10 protein-coding genes are annotated in these 16,785 nt (G+C 64.5%); 5 read left to right on the top strand and 5 right to left on the bottom strand.

Going from position 1 to position 16,785, the window contains the following annotated elements; genetic code table 11:
- The first annotated feature begins 375 nt into the window (after positions 1–375).
- The 4 genes from ACIQT2_RS12875 to ACIQT2_RS12860 all read left to right on the top strand — a co-directional run bounded on the left by ACIQT2_RS12875 (position 376) and on the right by ACIQT2_RS12860 (position 9,013).
- Positions 376–4,710 (top strand): LPXTG cell wall anchor domain-containing protein, encoded by a 4,335-nt coding sequence (locus tag ACIQT2_RS12875; protein ID WP_402946897.1) that lies wholly within the window; start codon positions 376–378, stop codon positions 4,708–4,710.
- Positions 4,711–4,798: 88 nt separating this feature from the next.
- Entirely contained in the window at positions 4,799–6,298 is a 1,500-nt protein-coding gene (locus tag ACIQT2_RS12870; RefSeq protein ID WP_402946895.1) for a SpaH/EbpB family LPXTG-anchored major pilin, read from the top strand.
- A 9-nt stretch (positions 6,299–6,307) separates the two neighbouring features.
- Positions 6,308–7,273, top strand: coding sequence for a class C sortase (locus tag ACIQT2_RS12865; RefSeq protein WP_402946893.1), 966 nt, complete (start codon positions 6,308–6,310; stop codon positions 7,271–7,273).
- Between the two features lie 198 nt (positions 7,274–7,471).
- Positions 7,472–9,013: an MFS transporter gene (locus ACIQT2_RS12860; RefSeq protein ID WP_402946932.1), complete on the top strand. Its 1,542-nt coding sequence runs from the start codon at positions 7,472–7,474 to the stop codon at positions 9,011–9,013.
- Here the strand turns inward: ACIQT2_RS12860 and ACIQT2_RS12855 are convergent.
- Positions 9,003–9,782 (bottom strand): SDR family NAD(P)-dependent oxidoreductase, encoded by a 780-nt coding sequence (locus tag ACIQT2_RS12855; protein ID WP_402946890.1) that lies wholly within the window; start codon positions 9,780–9,782, stop codon positions 9,003–9,005. The genes ACIQT2_RS12860 and ACIQT2_RS12855 overlap by 11 nt on opposite strands.
- Before the next feature lie 135 nt (positions 9,783–9,917).
- Between ACIQT2_RS12855 and ACIQT2_RS12850 the strand changes: the two genes are divergently transcribed.
- Entirely contained in the window at positions 9,918–11,237 is a 1,320-nt protein-coding gene (locus ACIQT2_RS12850) for a BNR-4 repeat-containing protein (protein ID WP_402946888.1), read from the top strand.
- A 56-nt stretch (positions 11,238–11,293) separates the two neighbouring features.
- On the opposite strand, the gene ACIQT2_RS12845 is transcribed toward ACIQT2_RS12850, so the two are convergent.
- Genes ACIQT2_RS12845 through ACIQT2_RS12830 form a run of 4 tightly spaced genes read right to left on the bottom strand, consistent with a single transcriptional unit; the run spans position 11,294 to position 16,621 of the window.
- Entirely contained in the window at positions 11,294–13,135 is a 1,842-nt protein-coding gene (locus ACIQT2_RS12845) for an IucA/IucC family protein (protein WP_402946886.1), read from the bottom strand.
- A complete protein-coding gene (locus ACIQT2_RS12840) occupies positions 13,132–13,722 on the bottom strand; it encodes a GNAT family N-acetyltransferase (protein WP_402946884.1) in 591 nt (196 codons plus the stop codon). The genes ACIQT2_RS12845 and ACIQT2_RS12840 overlap by 4 nt, the downstream gene beginning before the upstream one ends.
- A complete protein-coding gene (locus ACIQT2_RS12835; RefSeq protein WP_402946882.1) occupies positions 13,719–15,062 on the bottom strand; it encodes a lysine N(6)-hydroxylase/L-ornithine N(5)-oxygenase family protein in 1,344 nt (447 codons plus the stop codon). Before ACIQT2_RS12835 ends, ACIQT2_RS12840 begins: the two co-directional genes overlap by 4 nt.
- Positions 15,059–16,621: a pyridoxal phosphate-dependent decarboxylase family protein gene (locus ACIQT2_RS12830; protein WP_400335345.1), complete on the bottom strand. Its 1,563-nt coding sequence runs from the start codon at positions 16,619–16,621 to the stop codon at positions 15,059–15,061. Before ACIQT2_RS12830 ends, ACIQT2_RS12835 begins: the two co-directional genes overlap by 4 nt.
- Between the last annotated feature and the right edge of the window lie 164 nt (positions 16,622–16,785).

Raw genomic sequence — 16,785 nt, 5'->3', positions numbered from 1 at the left:
TATCAAGATAATCTAACTATCAAACGGCAGGACTACCGAAGACATGGGAATCAAAGCAGCGCCGGGATCGATGTAGTTAGTTTATCTAGCTAATCTCTGATTTCAGGCACTTCGCACGAGCGGGAAATCCGTACGTCAAGCTCTCCTCGTGGGATCGAATTTCACGCCCCTACCAGACTCTGACCTGCGCTAATAGTCAAATATGGGGGGTTGTGCCACCTCGAACGGGCTTGTTAGGGTCGGCGGTGTCAGCTCGCCTTCACGGCAGCTGATTCCGAAGTTGGGGGGCTTCTTCTCGGAAATGGTGACGCTTCTGCGTCCCTTCCGTCGTGGTCTTCCAGCCACTGACGACGAACCGAGAGGAGCGCTGGCCCGTTGAAACACGCAAAGCCAAGCAAGCGCCCCAAAGCCCGGTCCACGTCACGGCGAGGTGCCCGCACTGTCGCAGCCGCCGTCGCTGTTGTGGTCATGTTCGGCGGGTGGGGTGCAACCGCTCCGGTCTCACCTGCCACGGCGGGACCAACCCCGGTGGATTCGGCGTCGCCGTCCGAAACGGCCACCACCACGGAAGCGCCCGTGACTGAAGAGCCAACGCCGGCCACCACCACTGCCCCCGCACCAGGGGAGCCAACAGCCACTCCGTCCACCGCTGGAAAGACGCCCACGGACAAGCCGGAACCGTCCGCACCCGGCCCAAGCGCCGCCGTCGAGCCTGAGCCGCGTCCCGGGGGGACGACGCCGAGCGGGGAACCGGGCGCTGGCGGCGATGACGCGGTCGCTGAAACCGGCCGCGGTCCACCAGCGGCGGCCAGCGCAGCCAAAGAAGCCAACGCAGGCAAGGACGCCAGCCTCCTCGCAGCGGGAGTCGCAGACGCGCCCCGCCAGGTCTGGACCGAATCCTTCGAGTCCGGACTCACCAACAATGCCAGTGGACTGTCAAGCTACTCGGCCAGCAAATACACGGGATCAAGCGGTTGGTTGAACGGAACCAGCTGCACGGGCGTGCTGGTGAACTATCTCTCGCCCTACCCGAATGCGTCATTCTGCCCCACCCAGCCCTACCTGGCCGTCGGGCAGTCCTCCTTGGCCGCACGTGACGCGCGGCGCATGGCCGACGTCCTGGGCCAGGTAGCGGCAGGCGTCACCGGTTCCACCTCCGCCTCCGCTCCCACCAATGGCTCCACCTCCAGCACGCAGGTCAACCACGCACTCGTCGCCCTTCCCTACGCCACGGTCGCCGGCGGAACCACGGTCCTTCAGTCGGCAGCAGGAACGGGCGTGAGCCCCACGGATTCGCGGTATTACGCCTTGGGCATGAATGCCGTCGGGGCCCAGTGCGGCACCAACAACGCCTCACTGTCGCTGAACCTGGTCTCGGGTGCGACCACGCTCCTGGGCGGATTTGCCTCCCCCGTGGTCCCGTGCACCAGCACCGGCAACGTCTACTACACCTCCACGGCACTTCCCACCCTGGGCACGATCTCCGGGATCGTGGACCCCGCATGGTCCGCCTCCGTGCGTGCAGGAAGCTACAGCGGCACCAACACCGCACTCCTCACTCCCGCCCAGATATCCGCCGCGCGCGTGCAGATCGTGAACACCGTGACCGGTACCGGCAGCGGATTCGGCGTTGACAACGTGCGGATCCTCGATGTCAGCCCAGCCCTCGATACTTCCTTCGACGCGGCAGGGGCAACGGCGACGGTGCCTACCACCCTGACGTACACGGTCACCAACACCTCAGACCTGCTCGCCAAATCCGATTGGGGGTTCTCGACGGCGTTGCCCACCGGACTCGTCGTCGCACCGACTCCCGCGGTGGCCGGCACCTGCACGAACGTCACGGGCACGGCGTTTGCCGTCACCGCTGCAGCGGGATCGGGAACCATCTCGGCCGTCGGTGGTGACCTTGCCGCAGGCGCAACCTCCTGCACCATCACGGTGGACGTCGTGGCAGCCACCGCCGGAACGTACACCAGCGGAACGGTAACCCCCACGGGACTGATCACCACCACGCCGGCCAGCCTCACGGTGGCACCGGCAACCACCATCACGGTGCGCAAGAACCTCCCCGCCCGCACGGCCTCCACCGACCAGTTCACGTTGTCGCTGCGAACCGGAACCACCGTGCTGGCCTCGACCACCACCACCGGAACGGCAACCGGGATCCAGCCGGCCCAGATCACCCGTTCGGTAGTCCAGCCCGGGTCCACGTACACCATTCACGAAACACCCACATCCGGCGCGGGCCTGGGTTATTCCAACGGCTATGAGTGCACCCGCTCAGGCACCGTGATCGCGTCCGGCGCCGGCGCGTCGGGCACCATTACCATTCCCAACGAGACGGGAATCGACGTCCTGTGCACCTTCACCAACACGGTCCAGGCCACACGCCTCTTCTGCGACGCCAACCACTTCTACTCCGTCACCGCTGCCGGTGCGCTGGAGCAGGGCGACATTGTCTCGGGGAGCCTCGCCTCGGTCGGTTCGTGGTCCAGCGTGACGGCGGCCAACGCTTTGGGTATCGGTTCGAACGGAAACCTCGTCTACGCCATTGATCGGTCCGCGGATGCCTCGGATGTCGCGTCGATTCTCAAGTGGACACCGGGTGCCGGTTTCGAAAAGCTGGCCAATACTGCCTACACCACGACGGCGGGCGGCACCGCTGTCACTGGAAGCATCGTCGCCGGAGCTGTGGACATGGCCAGCGGCCGGTACCTGTTCGGGATCTTCGCCAACTCCCAGTTCTACATCTGGAGCTTCACCGAGTCGAACCCCACCGCCACCCGCTTCGCCTACGTCGGCGCGTTCCCCACCGGGTCGGCGCCCAACGGCAACGGCGACATGGCGTTCGACGCCCAAGGCAACCTGTACGTCGTCGGGGCGGCAACCATCAACTCCACCAACAGCGCAACGATCTACACGGTCACCGCCGAAACCCTGGCCGCGGCAGCCGGTGGGACACTGGCCGTGAACACGTCCACCACCAAAGCCACCACCGGCACGGACGCGGCCTTCGCCAACATCAACGGCATCGCCTTCTCACCCCGGGGTACCGTCTACCTCTCCAATGCGGGCAGTGCCTACGAATTCGACGCCACCACCTGGGCCCGCGTGAGCGGAACGCCCCGCGTGGCAGTGAACTCGGTTGACCTCGCGGGGTGCTCGTCGCCGTCGACCATTACCGTCCAGAAGAACGTGGTGGGCCGCCAGGCCGCGGCCGACCAGTTCACGCTGACGGCCTCGGCCGGTTCTCCGCTGACGGCGTTCGCCACGGCAACAACCACCGGCGCGGCCACCGGACGGCAAGCGGCACAGATCGGGCCCTACCCTGTCCCGATCGGCACCGCGGTGACAGTCTCGGAGGCCATGGCAGCCGGCTCCACCTCGGCCATCAGCGTGTACACCACGGTGTATGAATGCTGGGCTGACGGCGTGCGGCTCAGCACAGGAAGCACCGCGACTGGAACCGTCACCATGCCGAACCGGCTCAGCGTGAATGTGACGTGCACGTATTTCAACTCGCCATCACCGGTTTCGAGCGTACGGATCACCAAGACCATCCAGGAGTTCTCCGGCCTGACCCGTCCCGGCGTCGGTTGGAGCGTGGGCACCGCTGCGACGGCCACCACCGGAACCGCAACCGCCCTGCCAAGCCTGGCACCGCGGCAGGCGACCGATGCCGCCGGCCAAGCCAGCTGGACCGTACTGTTCGGCTCGGCAGCGTCCCGGGCAACAGTGGTGGTCTCCGAGATCCAGCAGGAAGGCTTTGCCTTCGTCAGCGGATCCTGCACGGTCAACGGCACTGCCCGCGCGGTGACGTTCAGCCAGTCCGGAACCACTATCAGCGCAAGCCTCACGGCGATTGCGCCGTCATCCAGCGTCGAGTGCACCATGGTGAACCGCCCGACGGCGTCACTCACCTTGGTCAAGCAAGTCACCTACGGTTCCGCGCTCCCCACGGACTGGACCCTGAGCGCCACCGGGCCCGCGGGGGCACTTGCCGGACCCGCCGGACGCTCCGGCACCGCCGCCGCCACCGGCATCCCCGTAACCCCGGGCGCCGCGTACCGCCTCGCGGAAGCAAACGGTCCGTTGACGTATGTCCAAACCGGCACCTGGCAGTGCGTTACCGGAACCGGCGCCACCGTCGCGGTCACGGCGGCAGGGGATGTGACGCCGAGCAACGGAGCCAGCATCACGTGCACCGTGCAGAACGCCACGGCGTCCATCACCTTGCTCAAGCAGGTAGTGAGCCCGCGGACCGGTTTCCAGGCGCCGGACTGGAAAGTTACCGCCACTCCGGCTGTGCTGGCAGGTGGGGTCCTGCCAACGGAAACGCGCACGGGCGCCGAATATGTCGCCTCGGGCAACCCAGCCAACACCTTCGATGTCAGGCCGGGCCACAGCTACACACTCTCCGAAGCGGCCACTGATCCCACCCGACGGATTGCTTACCAGGAACTCCGGCTCGAGCGATTGGTCGGTTCAACCTGGACCACGGTGTCGTCACGAACCATCACCGCTCCGGCAGCCGGGCAGACGGCGGTCTACCGCTTCGTCAACGCCCCCGTTCAGCCCACCACCTTGCCGCTCACCGGCGGTACGAGCGCTGACTCCTACTACATCGGAGGGGGATTGATGCTGGTCCTGTCACTGGCCCTCCTGGTGTGGCACAGAAGTCGACGGATGCGAGGCGCCCATCGGTGAAACCAACCCCAGAACACCGTGCCAGACATCCGTCCAGCCTTCATCCAGTCCAACCCGCCACTCGCACCTCACTCGTAGGAGAAAGCACATGTCCAACACCATCCTCAGGCGGCTATCCGCCGTCGTCGGCGCTTTGGCGCTGGGCGCCTCGGCGACCCTTGCCGCCATCGCACCGGCAACAGCCGTAACCCAGCCGGGCAACATCGACCCGACGATTGCCCGAACCCTGACCGTCCACAAGTTCGCGCTCGGACCCAACAACGGTCAGCAGATCGGCACCGGCCAGGAAGTCACCGTCCCCGGCACGCCGCTCTCGGGCGCCACCTTCACCGCCGCCCTGGTCCAGGGCGTCGACCTTACGACGCCGGAAGGCTGGACGCAGGTCTCCGCGCTGACCCCTGCCACGGCAGCCTCGCGGGTCAACGCCAACGACACGTATACAGCCACCACCGGAACCAACGGCGTGGCGGTGTTCAACAACGGCGACACCTTGCCGATCGGCCTCTACCTTGTGACCGAGACTGTGCTGCCCGCCCAGGCGACCAACCCTTCGGCGCCGTTCCTCGTCACACTGCCGTTCCCCACAGGACCGAACGGGGCACCGAGCAACCAGTGGATCTATGACGTCCACGCGTACCCGAAGAACGCTGTCACGGCCCTGACCAAGACCCGCGTCCCCGCTCCCGCCAACTCGGTGGAGGCCCGCAACCCGGACCTGATCCGCTGGGCCATCAACTCGGACGTGCCGACGTTGGCCGGTGGTGACACCCTGAACACCTTCACGCTCACCGATATCCTGCCCGCCGAGCTCAACTATCTTGCCACCGGCCCCACGGGCGTTGCCCCAACCAGTGTGCGGGTAGCCAACTCCGCCGATGTTACGCAAAACTTCCTGGCCGGCACCGACTACAGCCTCGCCTACGACGAAGCCACACGTAACCTCACCGTCACCTTCACACCCGCTGGCCTGGCACGCCTGGCCGCACTGCCCGGCGGGAAAGTGACACTGAACGTGCTCAGCCGCGCCGTCACCATTCCGGCCAACGGCATCATCACCAACACGGCACGGAGCGTGGTGAACAACGCAATCGAGACCGTCACAGGCAGCACGCCGATCGGCCAGCTCACCGTTTTCGCCTACCAGAACGAGAACGGCGTGCGGACTCCGCTCGCAGGCGCCGTGTACCAGGTGTTCCTCAACCAGAACGACGCCAACCTGGGCCAGAACCCGGTCTTCATCAACGGCATCCAGAACTGGACCACGGGGGCGAACGGCCTCGTGGCGATCCCCATCATCACACCGGGGAACTACTACGTCCGCGAGATCACTCCCCCGGCCGGTTTCCAGTTGCCCACGCCGAGCCAGGTGCAAACCCAGGTGGTAGCCGGACCTTCGTCCACCACCGCGCCTGTGCAGAACTACGTGGAATTCGAACACGACCAGGTTCCTGCCTTTGCGCTCCCGCTGACCGGTGGTGACGGCGCTCTGTGGTTCACCGTGGGTGGCATCGGGCTCATCGCCATTGGCCTTGGTACCGCCATCATCACCGCGCGTCGTCGTGCCTCCTTGGCACCCGCACGCGCGTAACGGAGAACTGTGAAAGCGAAGGCGGGGCGTCGAAAGGGCACCCCGCCTTCGCCGGTCTCCACCGCCTCGCGAGGTATCCAGGACCAGCCGCGCCGGTGGCGCCTTCCAGGGGTGGCGCTGCTGGTGGCACTGGCGATGATGTCCGGAAGTGCGCTCCTTCTCTACCCGGCCGCGGCCGCGTGGTTCAGCGCAGTGGACCAATCGCACGAGATCGACAAACTCACCCAGGGAATCAAGGACCTCGGCGCCGAAACACTGCATTCCAGGCTCAACGAAGCACGCGAATACAACCAAAGCCTCAGCGGCGGTGGAGCAGACATCGCAGCAAACGAACGGCTCCCGCTCGCAAAGGAACCCCGCGATGGCACCGGACAAAAATACCTCGACATGCTGCGGGGTGATTCCGAGGGCCTCATGGCCCGCATCAGGATCCCTTCGATCAAAGTGGACCTGCCCATCTACCACGGCACGTCGGACGCCGTCCTGGAGCACGGGGTCGGCCACCTCGAGGGCACTGCCCTGCCCGTCGGCGGGCCGTCCACCCACTCCGTGCTCACGGGTCACAGGGGCCTTGCAACCTCGGAACTGTTCAATGACCTGGACAAGGTCAAGGCCGATGACACCTTCACCATCGAGGTGTTCGGCGAGGTCCTGACCTACCGGGTGGTCGAAACCCTCATCGTCGAACCGGAAGAGACAGAGAGCCTCCTCATCCAGCCTGGCAAGGACCTCCTGACCCTTGTCACGTGCACGCCCTTGGGAATCAACAGCCACCGCATCCTGGTCACGGGCGAACGCGTCATTCCCACGCCCCAGGCGGAAGTGGACGCAGCAGGCATCTCACCCGACGTCCCCGGCTACCCCTGGTGGATGGTCATCGGAGGCGGCGTCGTTGTTACAGCCGTTGCCTACGTCTGGATTTCCGGGCGCCCGACGCGGTCTACGCGGTCCCAAAGCGCAGCCGCGCGGGCCTGATCCCGGCGACATCTTCTTGACAATGCATGTGAGCTGAAGCACTCTTGTTGAGGTTGCCTGTTGCGCAAGGCGAACCATGTTGATCATTTAGAAACTGCAGGAATACCTCCCCCTCGTCCTGCGAAACCAGGCGCCGGTGTGAAGTAAGCCGGCTGGCCTGATGACGAACGCGTGAGCCCGGGAGAACTGTTGACGACAATCAAGGGTGCCAGCACCATCGATCAAAGCAGTACGAACAGCCGGAACCCGGGGGAAAACCCGGCGGAAGCAGAATCGGGAACAGCAGGGCCAAGGCGGCGCCTCCGGTGGACGGACGTCAACGTCGTGAACCCGAAGATGCTGAAGAAGGCCCTTGGCGGAACGATCGTCGGCAACACGATGGAGTGGTACGACGTCGGCGTCTTTGGCTACCTGATCACCACCATGGGACCGGTATTCCTCCCCGAAGCGGACAGGTCAGTGCAGACCCTGTTCCTGCTGGGGACCTTTGCGGCGACGTTCATCGCCCGGCCCTTGGGCGGCTTGGTCTTTGGCTGGCTGGGTGACAAGGTAGGCCGCCAGAAGGTCCTGGCAGCCACCCTGCTGCTCATGTCGGCAAGCACCTTTGCTGTGGGCATCCTGCCCGGCTACGCCCAGATCGGCATCTGGGCCGCGGTGCTCTTGGTGGTCCTGAAACTTGCCCAGGGATTCTCTACCGGAGGCGAGTACGCAGGCGCCACCACCTTCGTGTGCGAATACGCCCCGGACAAGAAGCGCGGTTACTTCGCCAGCTTCCTGGACATGGGCTCCTATCTGGGCTTCGCCATGGGCGCCGCCCTGGTTTCCGCACTGCAACTCACCCTGGGCCAAAGCGCCATGGAGGAATGGGGATGGCGGCTGCCGTTCCTGATTGCAGGCCCCCTGGGCGCTGCCGCGGTCTATTTCCGGACCAGGATCGAGGAATCGCCGCAGTTCCAGGCAACGCTGGACGCCCAGAATGCCAACGCCGTCAAAGCTGCCGCCGATGCCAAGGCGAAGGCCGGCGGGCCGGCGGCAATCCTCAAGGCACACTGGCGCCACATTGTCCTGGCCATGGTCCTGGCAGCGGCAGCAAACACGGTGGGTTATGCCCTGACCTCCTACATGCCCACGTACCTCACCGAGTCCAAGGGCTACGACCCCATCCACGGCACGCTGCTCAGTATCCCGGTGCTGGTGGTGATGTCCCTGTGCATTCCGTTGACCGGCAAGCTCTCGGACCGGATCGGACGGCGGCCGGTGCTCTGGATCGGCGCTGGCAGCACCATCGTGCTGGCCATCCCGGCCTTCCTGCTGATCGGGATCGGAGCCGTCTGGTCCACCCTCGCTGGCCTCGCCCTGGTTGCGTTCCCCGTGACGTTCTACGTTGCGAATCTGGCGTCCGCCCTGCCTGCCCTGTTCCCCACGTCCCACCGCTACAGCAGCATGGGCATCGCTTACAACTTTTCCGTGGCGATCTTCGGCGGCACTACGCCCTTCATTATCCAGGCACTGATCGACCTCTCCGGAAGCGACATGGCACCCGCGTTCTACCTCGCCGGCACCTCGGTCATCGGGGCGATCGCCATCTACTTCCTGCCGGAATCGGCCAGGCGTCCGCTGCCGGGCTCCATGCCCAGCGTGGACACCGAGGCCGAAGCAAAGGAACTCGAAGCGAACCAGGACACCAATCCGCTCCTCGATCTGGACTCCCTGCCCTTGACGTCTGCCACTAAGGCTTGAGCGGCCTCCGCGGCGGTCCGGACGTGAGCTTCGCGGGAAGAACCCGGGCGAAGAAACTGACCACTTTGTAGCGGCGGGTGGGGATGGAGATGGCCTTGCCTTGCGCATTGTCCTCCAACCCCTCCCTCACCACGCGTTCGGCGGTGAGCCACAGGAACCGTGGAGCGACGGATTTGTCCATGCCCATGCGCTCGTGGAATTCGGTGTGGGTAAACCCCGGGCAAACCGCCGTCACCTGGACACCCGACTTCGCGTAGGCAAGGTTGGCCCAGCGACTGAACGTGACCTGCCAGGCCTTCGCGGCGGAGTAGGTGCCCCGGTTGGCGAAGGCCGCCACGCTTGCCACATTGATGATCCGGCCGCTCCCCCGCACCAGCATCACCTCCAGGGCAGCGTGGCACAATTCCATGGGCGTCTGGACGTGCAGATGGAGGTGCCGCCTCTCTTCTTCCAGCTCGTTGTCCTCGAAAGACTTCAACAGGCCGATGCCCGCGTTGTTGACCAGCACATCCACCGGCCTCGCGGCGTCCCGGAGCCGGTCCGCCACTGCTGAAACCCCGACGGCGGTAGTCAGGTCCGCGGCGAGCGTCTCCACCGAGACACTGAAGTCGCGTTCGAGTTCCCCGGCTTTGGCTTTAAGCCGCCCTTCATCACGGGCCACCAGGACCAGGTGGTGGCCGCCCTCGGCCAGTTGGCGCGCAAATTCCGCGCCGAGCCCTGCAGTAGCTCCGGTGACGAGGGCGGTACGTTCGTTGGCTCGAGTCGTCATGCGCCCAGATTAGTCCCCTGCACTTCCCGCCGAGATGCCCATTGATGACGGTGTTCGCGCGTGGGACTGTCACTACGTGCCAACCAGGGGGCGTAGGATTCCTTTTGAAACGATGCAATACCGCAAAGGATCCCCATGGCCAACGAAGCCCAGCCAACTCCACTTGTCCTCAACAACAACGGCGCCTGGTGCTGGTTCCAGGATGAGCGCGCCCTGATCGACCCGGCAAACAACACCCTGCTGATCGGTTCAGTGGCGGCACCCCCAGGACAGGGCGGTGAAGAACGCGGCGGAAACATCGAACTGGCCGTCCTGGACCTCAACACCGGAAGCAGCACGGTCCAGGTCCTCCACGAACGCCTTGAATCCGATGACCACAACGCCCCGGCCCTCCTGATCCGGCCCGACGGCCGATACCTGGCCATGTACGCCAAGCACAAGACGGACAACTATTCTCGGTGGCGCGTCTCGGTCCGCCCGCATGACGCCACCGAGTGGGAACCGGAGCAGGTCTTCGACTGGACGGAACTCGCCGGCGGTCGCGGCGCTACCTACTCCAACCTCCACCGGCTTGCCGCGGAGGGCCGTACTTACAACTTTGTCCGCGCCATCAATGACGATCCCACACTCATGGTCTCCGAGGACGACGGAACAACATGGAGCTACGGCGGCAAGCTCTTCACCCGCCCCAAGATCGGATACGTGAACGGCTACACGCGCTACGCCGCCAATGGCACGGACCGCATTGACCTCATCACCACGGACCACCACCCGCGGGACTACAACAACAGCATCCACCACGGCTTCATCCAGGACGATGCATTGCACGACGCCGAAGGCAACGTGGTCAGCAAGCCGGTCATCGGCTCTGCAGGCATCAACCAAACGGCACTCACCACGGTCTTCGAAGCCGGAATGACGATCGACGGCGATACCCTCACCCACGGCTGGACCACTGACCTCCGCCGCCAAGGTTCGGAACTCGCCGCGATCGTCACTTGCCGCGCCAACGACGTCAACGGTCCGCTGCAGCGGGAGCAAATGCTCGACGTCGACGATCACCGCCTGCTGTACGCGCGCTTTGACGGCGTGCGCTGGGAACTGAATCCACTCGCCGTCGCGGGTCCCGCGCTGCTGCCCCACGAGCAGGACTACACCGGCCTGGGTGCCGTGGACCCGAACAACCTGGACTGTGTGTACATCTCCACACCCGTGGATCCCCGGACCGGCGAGGCCACCGCGCACTACGAGCTCTACCGCGGCGTCACCACGGACAGGGGCGCAAGCTGGGCATGGGATGCCGTGACGGAAGGCTCGGACGTGGACAATCTCCGGCCGATCGTGGTGCCGGGCGATCCGTCAATCCATGCAGTGTGCTGGTTCCGCGGCTCCATGACGTCATCGCAGGCCTACGAAACGGAGATCGTGGCGCTCGTTGACGCGCCGAGGGGTTAGCTCCCGGGCTTTTCAAGCCTTGAAAGTGCCGAAAGCCAACCCCTCGCTGCGGGTGCTTAGGCGAACTTCGCCAAGGGGTTGGCCAGCCGTCCGGCCATTTGGAGTCCGCCCGAGGGATCGGAGATGTCCAGCATCTGCTGGTTGTTCCGAAGCTGCAGCCGGTTGAGGCAGGACAATTCGAAGTCCGGGGCGAAGAGGTCGTGCATGGCGAACTGGTCTGCCAACTCCGGATGGCGTTCCTGGTATTCGCGCAGCACGCCGGCCGCGGTTCCCCAGAACTCGTCTTCGCGGAGCGTCCCGTCTTCCACGAGGATCGCACCGAGGAAGCGGAAGATGCAGTCGAAGACATCGGTGAAGATCGCCAGGACCATCTCTTCGGCAGGAATCTCGGCCTTGATGCGGGAAACCTCTTCCGGGAGTTCAAGCCGGTCACCCATCACCACGATTTCCTCGGCCAGGTCCTTCATGATGGCCCGCACCGGCACGCCGTCTTCCAGGATCAGGATGACGTTCTCGCCGTGCGGCATGAAGGCAAGCTCGTACTCGTAGAGGCAATGCACCAGCGGCACGAGGTAGGCCTCGAAGTAACGGCGCAGCCACTCGGTGGGAGCCAGCCCGGACCGGGCAATGAGGGAAGAGACCATGGAAATGCCGGACGCATCCACGTGCAGCAAGGAAGCCATGGTGGCCAGTTGCTGGCCTTCCTTGAGCAAGGGCAGCGGACTTTCCCTCCACAGGGCAGAGAGCATCTTGCGGTAAGGCGAACCCTTGGCCGAAGCCGCCTCGTAGTAGTGGTTGTGGTAGCCGATGGCGGCAGATTCCTTGATCATGGCCAGGCCCCGGTTCTGGAGCTCCTGGTCCTTCGAGATCAAGTCCTGCAGCCAGTCGTTGATGGCCGGTGTTGCCTTCATGTACTGCGGCGAGAGTCCACGCATGAAGCCCATGTTCAGCACGGACATGGCCGTCTTGACGTACGCCTTCTCCGGTGACGTGGTGTTGAAGAACGTGCGGATGGACTGCTGGGCCTGGTAGTCGTCCTCCCCCGAGCCGAGGTGCACAATGTGGCGCTGGGCGATTTCTGCCGCGAACGTCACGGTGAGCTTGTTGTCCCATTGCCACGGATGGACCGGCATGAGGAGGTAGTCATCGGGATCGAGTCCGGACGCGGACAACTCCGTGCTGAACCATGCGAGCGTTGCGGGCCCTAGTTCCGCTTCGAAGTGCGTCCGGTAATCGAGGCCGGCGCTGGAGGTGAACACGGCTTTGCTGCGGTGCACGGCGATCCACTGCAGCCGCACAACGGCTCCGGTTTCCGGCGCGAAAGCATGGTAGTCGGAAATCCCGAAGCCAAGGCGGCCGTTGTTGGCCACGAAGCACGGGTGTCCCTCGGTCATGCTGTGCTCGATCGCCTGGAAATCCGCAGCCACGTCGAACCCACCCGTGACACCCGCGGCCAACTCGGCGGACCCGAACGGCTTGCCCTGCTTGTAGGCGTGGCCGGCCAGGGTGCTGCTGATTTCTTCGAGGTAGACAGGGAGCATTTCCATCTTGATGCCCAGTGCTTCATGGAACTCGGCAATGAAGTCCAGGGCATCCAGCGGCAGCTCCTCGCCTTCGCGGAAGCGGGCAATGGATTCCGGCCGGACCGCCCAATGATCCAGCTCCAGGACGGTTGCACGGAAGCGGTACTCAACCGTGTCGTCGTCGCTCGTCACGCGGTACAAGCCAACGCCTGCACCTTCGTCGCGGATCAGGTCCGGAACCAGGATCCGTTCGTGCGAGAACTCCGCGATCGCCTTCCGGATCAGGTGCCGGTTGGCAACCGCCCAGCTCTCCGGGTTGAGGTGGGAAACGGGTGCGGCCGATGGTGCGATGCCGGTTTCGACGGTGCTGGTCACTGGTCTTCTCCTCTGGTCGCCGCGGCAGGCGCGGCCAGAATCGGGGTCAGGGTGGCAAGGAAATCCTCGCGCGTGCAGAAACTCAGCAGCCCCTGCTTGTGGTCTTCGGAAGGGTCGACGGCGGGAAGGGTCACCACGCCGTGCGGGCGGAAGCCCACCTTCTGGTTGAGCGCATGGATCTTGTGGTTGCGGGCATCAGGCTCGACGACGACCCGCTGGGTTTCGGCGTCCTCGAACAGTTCCTGCATCACGGCCTGCATGACGGCGGTGGTGAAGCCCGGTTGCGGGTCGCCGCTCGGCGGGGAGACCAGCAAGTGCATTCCGATGTCGCCCGGCTGGACGTCGTACACGTCCGCCAGCGGGGATGATGCCGGGCGGTACCGTTCCATCAGGAAGGCGGGGACACCGTCGTCGAGCCCCAGGAAGGCCTGGTGGTGACCCGTGGCGGCGATCTTTGAGTACTCCTCCACAACGTCCTGTTCGGCGCATCCCACCATGCCCCAGAACCGGGCGTATTCCTGGCTCACCCAGCTGTGGAGGACTGGTGCGTCGGCTACGGGATCCACAGGGCGGAACGTGAAGCTCATACTGCTGCTCCTACAGACTCAGGGGCGTCCACGACGACCGGAGCCGGCGCGCCGAACTGCTGGAATGCGATGCTGCGTTCGACCGGGTAGATCTCGCGCCCCGTGATTTCGCGCAGGATGCAGGAGTTGCGGTAGGCGGCCATGCCCAGGTCCGGGGTGACGAAGCCATGGGTGTGCAGTTCCGCGTTCTGGACGAAGATTTCGCCGGGTTCGACGCCGGTACCGTAGTTGCGCTCGACGTCGAACCGTCCCTTCGCGTCGCGACGGATACGGTCCTTGATACCGGCCAGGAAGGCGGGTTCCTTATAGGAGTAGCCGGTGGCGAGCACTACTGCCTCCGACTCGAGGGTGTAGTCGCGGCCGTGCTCTTCGTGGCGCAACCGCAGGGTGTGGGTGCCCGTCGCAGCATTCCATTCGGCAGCCGTCAGCGAGGAGTGCGTGTGCAGCTGGGTGTCCACGATTCCGGACAGGCTCTTGGTGTAGAGGAGATCGTAGATGTCGTCGATCAGGTCCGAGTTGATGCCCTTGTACAGGTTCTTCTGGTTCTTGATCAGGTTGTCCCGCTGGTCCGAAGGCAGCGAGTGGAAATAGTCCACGTACTCCGGCGAGGTCATCTCAAGGGTGAGCTTGGTGTACTCCAGCGGGAAGAAGCGGCCGGAGCGGGTCACCCAGTTGAGCTGATATCCGTACACGTCGATTTCCTGGAGGAGCTCGTAGTACAGCTCTGCGGCACTCTGCCCGCTGCCCACGATCGTGATGCTGCGCTTGGACTGCAGCTCACTCTTCCTCGACAGGTACTCCGCGTTGTGGAGGACCAGTCCCCCGCCATCCACTATCCCCGCACAGGACACAGGGATGTACGGCGAGGTTCCCGTGCCAAGGACCAGGCGCCGCGCGCGAAGCACCTCCGCGCCGCCGGGGCCCTGCACCGAAAGGCGGTACACGCCGTCGTCGTACGTCACATCCAGCACATCCGTGCTAAATCGGACCGAATCCAACTGCCCGGCCACCCACTGGCAGTACTGGTTGTATTCGGCACGCAAGGGGTAGAAGTTCTCGCGGATATAGAAGCGGTACAAGCGTCCCGTCTGCTTCAGGAAGTTCAGGAACGAGTACGGCGACGTCGGGTCTGCCAGGGTCACGAGGTCCGCCATGAACGGAACCTGCAGGTGGGCCGGCTCCAGCATCATGCCGGGGTGCCAGTCGAAGGACTCGCGGCGTTCCAGGAACAAGCAGTCCAGGTTCTCCACCGGCTCGCTGAGTGCCGCGAGGCCAAGGTTGAAGGGCCCGACGCCGATGCCCGCGACGTCGTAAATCTTGCTGTTGTCCGGGGTGCTCACGCGGCGGCCTCCGTGGTGTTTGCGAGCAGGCTGGCGCCCGTGCGGCGGATGAGTTCGATGATTTCCTGAATGTCCCTCAGGGAGGCCTCGGCGTTGAGGAGGGTGAATTTGAGGTAGTGGCGTCCGGCCACCTTCGTGCCTGCCACAACGGCTTCGCCGGATGCGAAGATCGCAGCGCGAATGGCGGGATTGAGGGCGTCGGCGGCGTTCTCGTCGAGCTTTTCGCCGCCGATGAGAGGCCGGTAACGGAACACAAGCGTGCTCAACTGCGGAGCTGCGGCGAGTTCAAACTCGGCGTCATCGGCAAGCAAGGCACCGACTCGTCCCGTCAGGTCGATGGCTTCGTCGAACAGGGCACCAATGGCGTCGGCGCCCATGATGCGCAGGGTCAGCCAGAGCTTCAGGGCATCGAAACGGCGCGTGGTCTGGATGCTCTTGTCCACCTGGTTGGGGATCTCGGCCTTGGCGGCGCTCTCCGGGTTCAGGTAGTCGGCGTAGTAGGTGACATGGCCGAGCATGGATCCATGGCGGACCAGCACAGCACTGGAGCTGACCGGCTGGAAGAACGTCTTGTGGAAGTCGACGGTCACGGAATCGGCCAAGTGGATGCCGTCCAGAAGGTGACGGTAGCGGCCGGAAACAATGAGCCCTCCACCGTAGGCGGCGTCCACGTGCAGCCAGGAGTCATAGGCGCGGACCAGTGCGGCAAGCTCGGAGAGCGGATCAACCGAACCGAAGTCGGTGGTCCCGGCAGTGGCCACCACCGCCATGGGTACCAGCCCGGCGTCGTGTGCTTCCGCCAAAGCAGCCGCAAGGGCGGCGGGATCCATGCGGTGGTCTTCGGCAGTGGGAATGGCGATGACGGCATCGAAGCCGAGGCCGAGCATGGAGGCCGACTTCTGGATGCTGAAGTGGCTGTCCGCGGACGTGAAGATCCGGAGGCGGTCCAGCAGGTGCGGCAGGCGGGCCTCCGGGGCGTCCGTACGCAGCTTGGCGACGGCGTGGTTACGGGCAATCAGCAGCGCCTGGAAGTTGGACTGGCTGCCGCCGGAGGTGAAGACGCCATCCGCTTCTGCGGTGAAGCCGATTCGCTCGGCGGTCCAATCGATGAGGCGGCGCTCGATCATGGTGGCACCCGCGCTCTGGTCCCACGTGTCCATGGAGGAGTTCACGGCCGAGAGCACGGCCTCGCCCACCAGCGCCGGGATGACCACCGGGCAGTTCAAATGCGCGGCATAGCGTGCGTCGTGGAAGTAGATGGCGTCCTTGAGGTAGAGCTCCTCCAACTCCTCCAAGGCGGCGGCGGTGTCGGGAAGGGGTCGCTCGAGGTCGACGGCACCAACTTTGGCCTTCAGTTCCGCATGCGCGACGCCGGTGAACGGCTGGGCGGTGCGCTGCACTTTGGTGGAGACGGCATTGACTCCCTGGAGGACCTGCGCCACATAGCTGGGCGAATTTCGTGCGTTGAACAGCTGGTTGGTGGCAGCAAGTGCCAGCTCCACTTTGGAGCCGAAATCCTGCTCCTGAGCTATCTGCTCTTCGACACTGGGTGACGTCACGACAGCTTCCTTCCGTTGCGTTGGGATCGCTAGTTAGCAAAGGCAAGCCTTACTTAGGTTTGCCTTTGCGTCAAACTTTTGTGACCTAATTCGCTCGGAAGGCGGTTTCTCGGTGATGTACCGGGCGGTAGTGCGTCATTGACTTTTCCTGAAGGGGTTTTGGG

The sequence above is a fragment of the Paenarthrobacter sp. NPDC090522 genome (assembly GCF_044769225.1).
Classification (GTDB): Bacteria; Actinomycetota; Actinomycetes; order Actinomycetales; family Micrococcaceae; genus Arthrobacter.
Note: the sequence above shows the minus strand (reverse complement) of the source record. Positions and strands in the feature narration are given on the sequence as shown.

Excerpts from the sequence above, each read along its gene's own strand:
- ACIQT2_RS12850 (WP_402946888.1), top strand. The coding sequence starts at position 9,918 with ATGGCCAACGAAGCCCAGCCAACTCCACTTGTCCTCAACAACAACGGC.
- ACIQT2_RS12840 (WP_402946884.1), bottom strand. The coding sequence starts at position 13,722 with ATGAGCTTCACGTTCCGCCCTGTGGATCCCGTAGCCGACGCACCAGTC.
- ACIQT2_RS12870 (WP_402946895.1), top strand. The coding sequence starts at position 4,799 with ATGTCCAACACCATCCTCAGGCGGCTATCCGCCGTCGTCGGCGCTTTG.
- ACIQT2_RS12855 (WP_402946890.1), bottom strand. The coding sequence starts at position 9,782 with ATGACGACTCGAGCCAACGAACGTACCGCCCTCGTCACCGGAGCTACT.